Here is a 9,007-nt window from a genome sequence, read left to right as displayed (position 1 = left end):
CAGCCTGGTAGCGCACTTGCATGGGGTGCAAGGGGTCGCGAGTTCGAATCCCGCCGCCCCGACCAAAGAATCAAGCAAAAAAGGTCAGTCTTCGGACTGGCCTTTTTGCTTTGTGCCGCCGATCTCCCCTCCTCCCGTCCAAACCTGCTTCAACGCCGCCGAACTTCGATTCGACCTCGCCGAAGTATCTTCGGCTCCGCCGGACGACGTTCGGCGCTGGCAAGCACACTTCGCCCCGCAGAGGACGTTGTTTGGTGACGCCAAACACACTTCGCCGCCGCCAAACTGCGTTCGTCGCGAGCGAGATTGAGTTTGGTGAAGAATATCGACGTTCGACAGCGCCAAACTGACTTCAGCGGCGAAAAAACAACCTTCCGCCGCGCAGAATCCTTGTTTTTACGGTGGATGAGCTGCATCTCGGCCGTTTTTTGTACCTCTCCCGTGCAGGCCACGCTTTGCCCGTGACCATCTGCCCGAAGCGCGTTACCCTTGCTCCTCGCTTCCCGCAGATCACCCCCAACCATGCCCCCACCGGCACCCCGCCGCCGCGCCATCGACATCGTCCGTGACGAACTGCGCCAGCTTGTCACCATCAAGCCCAGCGACCGGCCGTGGCAGATGCCCTTTGCCGCAGCGCTGGCCAACGGGCTGCCGCTCTTTGTGGGCGCGTTTTTCGGACATCTGGAGTACGGGCTGATCTCATCCCTGGGCGGGCTGGTGTTCCTGTACCTGCCGGAAACCCCCATGGCCCACCGCATGGTGTCGCTGATGGCCACTGCTTTCGGAATGATCGCCTGCTACGCCCTGGGGGTGATGAGCCACGTCTTGCCGGCGGTGATGACGCCGGTGCTCACCTTCATCGCCATATTGGTGACGATGGTGTGCCGCTTCTATCGGGTGGGCGTGCCGGGCAGCCTGTTCTTCATCATGGCCGCGGCGATCGGCGCCTATTCGCCGGGCGACATCCTGCAGATTCCCCAGAAGGTCGGACTGATCGCCATGGGCAGCCTTCTGGCCTGCCTGATCGCCTTCTTCTACAGCCTGTTCATCCTCAGCCGGCGCGCACCAAAGCCGGTCGAGCCGATCCCGCCCGCCACCTTCGATTTCGTGGTCTTCGATTCGCTGGTGATCGGCCTGGCGGTGGGCTTGTCCCTCGCCCTCGCCCAACTGCTGCAGATGGAAAACGCCTACTGGGTGCCGATCAGCTGTCTTGCGGTGATCCAGGGGATGTCGCTCCGGGCGGTGTGGGAGAAGCAGCTCCAACGCCTGCTGGGCACCGCCATCGGGCTGGTGCTGTCGTGGGCGCTGCTGTCGCTCCCGCTGGAGAAGTGGAGCATCGCGGTGACGATCACCCTGCTGGCCTTCATCATCGAGACCGCAGTGGTGCGCCACTACGGCTTTGCGGCGATCTTCATCACCCCGCTCACCCTGCTGCTGGCCGAAGCCGGCAACCTGGGCCAGCTCGATCCGGGCACGCTGGTGCAGGCACGCTTCCTCGATACGCTGCTGGGCTGTGCGGTCGGGCTCGCCGGGGGCGTGTGCCTGCACGACCCACGCGTCCGGAGCGCCATCGGCAGGCCCATCCGGCGCCTGCTGGGCGTCGGGCGCGAGCCGCAGTGAGGTCTCACGGGCCAATCCCCTTGGCCAGCGCGCACCGCTGAACCGGCCCGCAACGGCGCCCGGTCCAATCGGCGGACAAGTTCTGACGCTCCCGCAAGCTTGCCGAAAGGTTTTCTTCAAAGGCGTGTAAGGCGCACCCAGCAGAATCTCGTGTTGCAGTCTGATAAAGCAGGGCAACACCGCCACGAACGCCCATTCCCCACGAGAAACACCGAGTCATGACCCGGATCAACATACTGACGTATCACCGCGTCGGAGATTTTCCTCAGCGCATGCCCAGCCACCGCGGCCAGTATTGCCACGTGACGCGATTCGAATCGCAGATGCAAATGCTGAGCCGCGCCGGTTACGCGGTGATCAGCCTTGACGAAGCGGCCGCGAGCCTGCGCGGCGAGACCGTGCTGCCGCCGCGCCCGGTCGTGCTCACCTTCGACGATGGCTACGTGGATTTCCTCGAATACGCGGCCCCGATCCTCGACCGGCACGGCTACCCCGCCGTCGTCTATGCCGTTGCCGGGATGCTGGGCGAGACGTCGCAATGGGTCGCGCCCGAGGGTTTGACACCGGCCCCGCTGATGACGGCCGCGCAGCTCCGGGAGGCGCAATCCATGGGCTTCACCATTGGCTCCCACACCCTCAGCCACCCCAGGCTCGCCAGCCTCAAGACCCAGGCGGTCGTCGAGGAAGTGTCGATCAGCAAGCGGATGCTCGAGGACGTGCTGGGCACCCGCGTCGACCACTTCTGCTATCCCTACGGCAGCCACGACATCCGTGCCGTCGAAGCAGCCGCCGATGCGGGCTACGTCACGGGCACGACCTGCCTGCGGGCCATTGCCACGCCCGAGGACGACCTGCTCTCCCTGCCCCGCAAACCCGTGTCGCAAGGCAACACCGCGTTCGGCGTGCTGTGGAAGCTCCTCACCAAGAACACGCCCCGGTCGGCACCGATCCGGCGCGGCAAGCACCCGGAAACGACGCTTCAGGATCGCCGGATTGGCGAACACGGGATGGGGCCGTCAAGCGCTGGCGCCTAAGCCCGGCTGAGGCCGGGCGCAGCATCGCCCGCGCCCCAGCCAGCCCCCCTCCAGCGCTATCCTCCCCTGCATCCCGGCGACGTTTCCGCCCCGCCCATGCGACAATCGCGGCCGAAACCGACACCACCGGCCAGCGCCCGATCTTCACCCGCCGCCAGCCCCCATCAACCGGGCTTCCATGACGGTCGATCCGCGCAACACACCGTGCCCCCGCTGGCCCGGATGGTCGTCGAGAACAAGGGCTTTCCCAGGTACAGGCAGCACGGCCACCCGCGCATGCAGACGGCTCATGGCGTCATTTTCTGACCACGCCGCAGCCCACCGCACACCCCGCCAGGGCCGCCGCACCACCGACACAGTTTCGTAAGCAGGATCAACGGCTTGAGCAAGAAAACCGAGAAAATTCAGGGCCTCACGGACGACGAGATAAGCAGTCACACCCCGATGATGCAGCAGTACCTTCGCATTAAAAGGGACCACCCGGACACGCTGCTCTTCTACCGGATGGGTGACTTCTACGAGCTGTTCTTCGAGGACGCCGAGAAGGCCGCACGGCTGATGGACATCACCCTCACCACGCGGGGGGCGTCCGCCGGGCAGCCGATCAAGATGGCGGGGGTGCCGCACCACGCGGTCGAGCAATACCTCGCACGACTCGTCAAGCTGGGCGAATCCGTGGTGATCGCCGAGCAGGTGGGCGACCCGGGCGGCGCCACCAAGGGGCCGATGGAGCGCGCGGTGTCGCGCATCGTCACGCCAGGCACGCTCACCGATGCCGCGCTGCTCGACGACAAGGCCGACGCGCCGCTGCTGGCGGTCAATCTGCATCGCGGCGTGCTGGGCCTCGCGTGGCTCAACCTCGCCAACGGTGATTTCCGGGTGCTCGAATGCGATGCGCCCCAGCTCGCCGCCCAGTTCGAGCGCCTGCGCCCGGCCGAGGTGCTGATCCCCGACGGCCTGCGCCTGCCACTGCTGGATCAGCTCGCCCCCAGCCTGCGCCGGCTGGCCGACTGGCAGTTCGACGCCGAAACCGCCCGCCGCCTGCTCACCGCTCATTTTGGCACCCGCGATCTGGCCGGCTTTGGCGCCGACGAGATGCCGGTGGCCCTGGCCGCTGCGGCTGCGCTCTTCGACTACGCCCGCGCCACCCAGCGCCAGGCCCTGGCCCACATCACCGCGCTCACCGCCGAGCGCGATTCGGCCTACCTGCGCCTCGACGCCGCCACCCGGCGCAACCTGGAGCTCACCGAAACCCTGCGGGGCGAGGCCGCGCCCACCCTGCTGTCGCTCCTCGACACCTGCGCCACCAGCATGGGCTCGCGCTGGCTGCGCCACGCGCTGCACCACCCGCTGCGCGACCGCAGCATCGCCGCCCATCGCCATGCAGCAGTGGCCGAGCTGGGCGAAGGCCCGGCCGAGATCACCCGTCGCGTGCTGCGCGGCGTGTCGGACGTGGAGCGGATCACCGCCCGCGTGGCCCTGCGCAGCGCCCGTCCGCGGGATCTTTCGGCCCTGCGCGACAGCCTTGGTCGCCTCGCCGAACTCCGCGCCGCCCTCGGCACGCCCCAGGCGCCGCTGCTCCAGCGGATGATGGAAGAGCTCGCCACGCCAGAGACCGCGCTCGACCTGCTCGTCGCCGCCATCGCGCCCGAGCCGTCCACGGTGCTGCGCGACGGCGGCGTGATCGCCGAAGGCTTCGACGCCGATCTCGACGAGCTGCGCGGCATCCAGACCAACTGCGGCGCTTTCCTGCTTGAACTCGAAGCCCGCGAGCGCGAACGCACCGGCGTGCCCAACCTCAAGGTCGAGTTCAACCGTGTTCACGGCTTCTACATCGAGATCTCCGCCACCAACGCCGCGAAGATCGAACTGCCCGACGACTACCGCCGCCGCCAGACGCTCAAGAACGCCGAGCGCTTCATCACGCCCGAGCTGAAAGCCTTCGAGGACAAGGCGCTGTCCGCCCAGGAGCGCGCCCTCGCCCGCGAGAAGCTGCTCTACGAAGAGGTGCTCGACAAGCTCGCTGCTGACATCCCGCGCTTCCAGCGCATCGCCCGGGCCTGCGCGGTGCTGGACGGCCTCTCGGCCTTTGCCGAGGCCGCCGCCCGCTACGGCTACGCCCAGCCGCAGTTCTCGGACCAGCCCGGCATCGAGATTGTCGCCGGCCGTCACCCGGTGGTCGAACGGCAGGTGGAAAACTTCATCGCCAACGACTGCCGGCTCGATCCCACACGACGGATGCTGCTCATCACCGGCCCCAACATGGGCGGTAAATCCACCACCATGCGGCAGGTCGCGCTCATCGTGCTACTCGCCCATGTGGGTTGCTTCGTGCCGGCAAGCGCCGCGCGCATCGGGCCGGTGGACGCCATCTTCACCCGCATCGGCGCGTCGGACGATCTGGCCTCGGGCCGCTCTACCTTCATGGTCGAGATGACCGAGGCAGCCAGCATCCTCCACGGTGCCACCGACCAGAGCCTGGTGCTGATGGACGAGATCGGCCGCGGCACGTCGACCTTCGACGGCGTAGCGCTGGCCGTTTCGATCGCCCGCCACCTGCTCGAGAAGAACCGCTGCTGGACGCTGTTCGCCACCCACTACTTCGAGCTCACCCGCCTCGCCCAGGATTACCCCGAGTGCGCCAACGTGCATCTGGATGCGGTCGAGCACAACCACGGCATCGTCTTCCTGCACGCGCTGGAAGAAGGCCCGGCCAGCCAGAGCTACGGGATCGAAGTGGCGGCCCTCGCCGGCATCCCCGGCACCGTGGTGCGTGACGCCAAGCGCCGCCTGCGGGCGCTGGAAAACCGCGAGATCAGCGGCGGCCCCCAGGCCGACCTGTTCGCCAGCCTGCCGCCCGACGAGCCCGAGACCATGTCGCACCCGGTGCTCGGCGCCCTGGCCGACATCGACCCCGACGCCCTCACCCCGCGGGAAGCCCTCGAAGCCCTTTACGAACTCAAGCGCCTGGGCGCCGGATGATGCGCCCTGCCCTGCTCCGCCGCCTGCTCGCCGGCTTCGCCCTGACCCTTGCGGGCAGCACGGCGCTGGCCGCTGAGGGCTTCGCCTTCGGCCTCTTCGGCGACACGCCTTACAACGGCTTCGAGCGCCGCCACCTGCCCGATCTCATCGCCCAGATGGACGCCGAGCCGCTGGCCTTCGTGGCCCACGTGGGCGACATCAAGGCCAGCAGCGAGCGCTGCGACGACACGCTGTACGCGGCCCGGCTGGCGGATTTCCAGGCCAGCTACCACCCCTTCGTGTTCGTGCCCGGCGACAACGAATGGACCGACTGCAACCGGCGCGCCGCCGGCGGCTACGATGCGGTCGAGCGCCTGGCCCGGCTGCGCCAGCTTTTCTTTGCCGATCCGCGCAAAAGCCTCGGCCAGAGCCCGATGCCCGTCGAGAGCCAGGCGGATGATCCGGCCTTTGGCAAATGGATCGAGCACCAGCGCTGGCAGAAGGGGCCCGTGCTATTCGCCACCCTCAACGTGCCGGGCAGCGACAACAACCTGGGCCGCGCGGCGGGCCCGTCGGAGGAGTTCATCCAGCGCTCGGCGGCCGTCAAGGCCTGGGTGGCGGATGCCTTCCGGCTGGCGCGGGAAAAGAAGCTCGAAGGCGTGGTGCTGATCCAGCAGGGCAACCCGGATCTGGAGGATTTCAGCGCCGGCCGGCCCAACCGGGCCTATCGGCAGCTGCTGGATCAGCTCCTCACCGAGACCCGCAGCTTTGCCGGTGAAGTGCTGTTCGTCCACGGCGACACCCACGTGCACCGCATCAACCAGCCCCTGGCCGATCCGGCCAGCGGCGCGCTGGTGGAGAACTTCACCCGCGTGGAAACCTTCGGCTCACCCTTCATGGGCTGGGTGAAGGTGGACGTGACGCCGGGATCGAAGCCGCTGTTCCGCTTCGACTCCCGGCACTATTCGCCGGGCGCGGGGAATTGAGACTATTGCTGGACGGGGCGCAGCCGGGCCTGGACGCGCTCCAGCGCCCGCCGCACGCCTTCAGCCGCCGCCTCGACGCCGTCGATGGCCGCCGCTTCCTGCACCACGTGGTAGTGCAGCACCAGCAGGCCGCGCATCTTGTCCCAGGCGAGCTGGTTGGTGACATTGCACAGGCTGGTGTCGCCCCGCAGCACGGCCTCGGCCACACCGGGCTCCAGCAGATGCACATCGCACAACTGGGCCAGCCGGGCGATCTCCAGGTCGATGGATTCCAGCTCGTGATTGAAGTTTTCGAAGGTGCTCATGTTCCGTTTCCTTGAATCGCGCCACCGCAAGACCGGCGCCGTCGCTGCGTTGCAGCATACACCCGATCGACCATGAATCACGACATCGACATCGACATCAGCGAGGAAGGCGGCGTCCGCTACCTGCACTTTGGCTCCGACTGGGTTCAGGGCGCGATGCGCATCCGCAAGCCGGATGCTCTCGAGCTCGACTACACCCGCGAGATGATGGCCGGCCTGCTGCTGCGCGATGCGCCGTGGCCAGCCCGGGTGCTGCTGATCGGCCTCGGCGCCGGTTCGCTCGCCAAGTTCGTCCACCGCCACCTGCCCCAGGCGCAGGTCACGGTGGTGGAGATCCTGCCCGAGGTGCACGCTGTGGCGAGCCAGTTCTTCCGCCTGCCTGACGAGGACGAGCGGCTGCGCGTGGTGATCGGCGACGGCGCCGCCTTCGTGGCCGAGGACGAAACCCAGTGGGATCTGATCGCGGTGGATGGCTTCGACAGCAAGGCCAGCGCCGGCGCGCTGTCCGGCCAGCCGTTCTACGAAGCCTGCCGCGCCCGGCTGTCGGACCAGGGGCTGCTGTCGGTCAATCTGTTTGGCCAGCTGCGGGGCTTCAAGACCCAGCTCCAGCGCATCCGCAAGGCCTTTGGCGGCCGGGTACTGGCGCTGCCGGAGGTGGACAGCGGCAACGTGGTGGCCTTTGCGACCACCGGCGCAGCGGTTGAACTGAGCCTCGCCACCCTGCGGGAGCGGGCCAAGGCGCTGAAGGACGCGACGGGCCTCGATCTGGCGCCGACGATCCGCCGGATGGAGAAATCCGGAGACTTCCCAGACAAGACCGTCCGGCTCTGATTCAGCCCTGGCAGGCCGCGGCCCGCTTCGCCAGCACCGCCCGCGCCACCTTTGATGCCGGCGGGCGGCCCAGGCGTTCGCTGATCCAGCCTGCCGTATCCACCAGCGCGTCGAGATCAATGCCGGTGTGGATGCCGAGGCCGTTCATCAGATACACCACGTCCTCCGTCGCCACGTTGCCCGAGGCGCCCGCCGCGTAGGGGCAGCCACCGAGGCCCGCCACCGCCGCGTCGAACACCGCCACGCCCGCTTCGAGCGACGCGTAGATGTTGGCCACCGCCTGCCCGTAGGTGTCGTGGTAGTGGCCGGCGAGCTTTTCGACCGGCACCTTGCGGGCCACCACGTCCAGCATCTGCCGCGTCTTGCCCGGGGTGCCCACGCCGATGGTGTCGCCGAGGCTCACCTCGTAGCAGCCCATCTGGTAGAGCGTGGCGGCGACATCGGCGACGGCCTGGGGATCGACTTCGCCCTCATACGGGCAGCCCAGCACGCACGATACATAGCCGCGCACCTTCACCCCGTCCGCCTGGGCTGCGGCCATCACCGGCTCGAAGCGCTTGAGGGAATCGGCGATGCTGCAGTTGATGTTCTTGCGGCTGAAGGATTCGGACGCGGCGCCGAACACCGCCACTTCCGTCGCCCCCACTGCCAGCGCCGCCTCGAAGCCCTGCAGGTTGGGGGTGAGCACCGGGTAATCGACGCCCGGCAGGCGCTGGATGCGGCGCATCACCTCGGCGTTGTCGCCCATCTGGGGCACCCACTTGGGCGACACGAAGGACGTGGCTTCGATGGCGGGCAGGCCGGCGGCGCCCAGACGGGCGATCAGCTCGACCTTGGTTTCGGTGCTGACCACCTGCTTTTCGTTCTGCAGGCCGTCGCGGGGGCCCATCTCGACGAGGCGGACATGGGTGGGGAGGGTCATGGTGGGTGCTCCGTCTCAGGCGGTCGCGGCTTCCTGGAGGCCGAGGGTCTGCTTCATCTTCTCGCGGATCTGGAACTTCTGGATCTTGCCGGTCACCGTCATCGGGAAGCTGTCCACAAAGCTGATGTAGCGCGGGATCTTGTAGTGGGCGATCTGGCCCTGGCAGAAGGCGCGCACTTCGTCTTCGGTCAGCCGCTGGCCGTCGCGCACGATGATCCAGGCGCACAGCTCCTCGCCGTATTTCTTGTCGGGCACGCCCACCACCTGCACGTCGAGCACCTTGGGGTGGCGATAGAGGAATTCCTCGATCTCCCGCGGGTAGATGTTCTCGCCGCCGCGGATCACCAT

Annotated in this window: 8 protein-coding genes and 1 pseudogene; 6 read left to right on the top strand and 3 right to left on the bottom strand. The window is 67.6% G+C overall.

Annotated features, from left to right (window positions below; all coding sequences use genetic code 11):
- From Q0672_RS11320 to Q0672_RS11300, 5 genes are all read left to right on the top strand, one after another.
- Window positions 1-310 (top strand): hypothetical protein (locus Q0672_RS11320; protein WP_298622253.1); only part of this gene is annotated, 310 nt, incomplete at its 5' end.
- 212 nt (window positions 311-522) lie between these two features.
- Window positions 523-1,620, top strand: a complete 1,098-nt coding sequence (locus Q0672_RS11315) for an FUSC family protein (RefSeq protein ID WP_298622251.1) — start codon at window positions 523-525, stop codon at window positions 1,618-1,620.
- A 329-nt stretch (window positions 1,621-1,949) separates the two neighbouring features.
- On the top strand, window positions 1,950-2,654 hold the full coding sequence (locus tag Q0672_RS11310; RefSeq protein WP_298622249.1) for a polysaccharide deacetylase family protein: 705 nt from the start codon (window positions 1,950-1,952) through the stop codon (window positions 2,652-2,654).
- A gap of 444 nt (window positions 2,655-3,098) precedes the next feature.
- Complete coding sequence (gene mutS, locus Q0672_RS11305) at window positions 3,099-5,636, top strand: DNA mismatch repair protein MutS (RefSeq protein ID WP_298622254.1); 2,538 nt, start codon at window positions 3,099-3,101, stop codon at window positions 5,634-5,636.
- Window positions 5,633-6,601, top strand: a complete 969-nt coding sequence (locus Q0672_RS11300; protein ID WP_298622247.1) for a hypothetical protein — start codon at window positions 5,633-5,635, stop codon at window positions 6,599-6,601. Before mutS ends, Q0672_RS11300 begins: the two co-directional genes overlap by 4 nt.
- Window positions 6,602-6,603: 2 nt before the next feature.
- On the opposite strand, the gene Q0672_RS11295 is transcribed toward Q0672_RS11300, so the two are convergent.
- A complete protein-coding gene (locus tag Q0672_RS11295) occupies window positions 6,604-6,906 on the bottom strand; it encodes a hypothetical protein (RefSeq protein ID WP_153163038.1) in 303 nt (100 codons plus the stop codon).
- A 72-nt stretch (window positions 6,907-6,978) separates the two neighbouring features.
- On the opposite strand from Q0672_RS11295, the gene Q0672_RS11290 reads away from it, so the two are divergent.
- Window positions 6,979-7,737: a fused MFS/spermidine synthase gene (locus tag Q0672_RS11290; protein ID WP_298622244.1), complete on the top strand. Its 759-nt coding sequence runs from the start codon at window positions 6,979-6,981 to the stop codon at window positions 7,735-7,737.
- 1 nt (window position 7,738) lies between these two features.
- Here Q0672_RS11290 and Q0672_RS11285 read toward each other — a convergent pair whose 3' ends face one another.
- Together Q0672_RS11285 and Q0672_RS11280 are read right to left on the bottom strand one after the other, a co-directional pair.
- Window positions 7,739-8,659, bottom strand: coding sequence for a hydroxymethylglutaryl-CoA lyase (locus tag Q0672_RS11285; protein WP_298622242.1), 921 nt, complete (start codon window positions 8,657-8,659; stop codon window positions 7,739-7,741).
- Between the two features lie 15 nt (window positions 8,660-8,674).
- Window positions 8,675-9,007, bottom strand: a pseudogene (locus Q0672_RS11280) (AMP-binding protein); the annotation flags it as partial.

This window comes from uncultured Zoogloea sp. (genome assembly GCF_937894855.1).
Classification (GTDB): Bacteria; Pseudomonadota; Gammaproteobacteria; order Burkholderiales; family Rhodocyclaceae; genus Zoogloea; species Zoogloea oryzae.
Note: the sequence above shows the minus strand (reverse complement) of the source record. Positions and strands in the feature narration are given on the sequence as shown.

What these genes read in the sequence shown, in the direction of transcription:
- Q0672_RS11315 (WP_298622251.1), top strand. Translation starts at nt 523, where the DNA reads ATGCCCCCACCGGCACCCCGCCGCCGCGCCATCGACATCGTCCGTGAC.
- Q0672_RS11310 (WP_298622249.1), top strand. Translation starts at nt 1,950, where the DNA reads ATGCTGAGCCGCGCCGGTTACGCGGTGATCAGCCTTGACGAAGCGGCC.
- mutS (WP_298622254.1), top strand. Translation starts at nt 3,099, where the DNA reads ATGATGCAGCAGTACCTTCGCATTAAAAGGGACCACCCGGACACGCTG.
- Q0672_RS11300 (WP_298622247.1), top strand. Translation starts at nt 5,633, where the DNA reads ATGATGCGCCCTGCCCTGCTCCGCCGCCTGCTCGCCGGCTTCGCCCTG.
- Q0672_RS11295 (WP_153163038.1), bottom strand. Translation starts at nt 6,906, where the DNA reads ATGAGCACCTTCGAAAACTTCAATCACGAGCTGGAATCCATCGACCTG.
- Q0672_RS11290 (WP_298622244.1), top strand. Translation starts at nt 6,979, where the DNA reads ATGAATCACGACATCGACATCGACATCAGCGAGGAAGGCGGCGTCCGC.
- Q0672_RS11285 (WP_298622242.1), bottom strand. Translation starts at nt 8,659, where the DNA reads ATGACCCTCCCCACCCATGTCCGCCTCGTCGAGATGGGCCCCCGCGAC.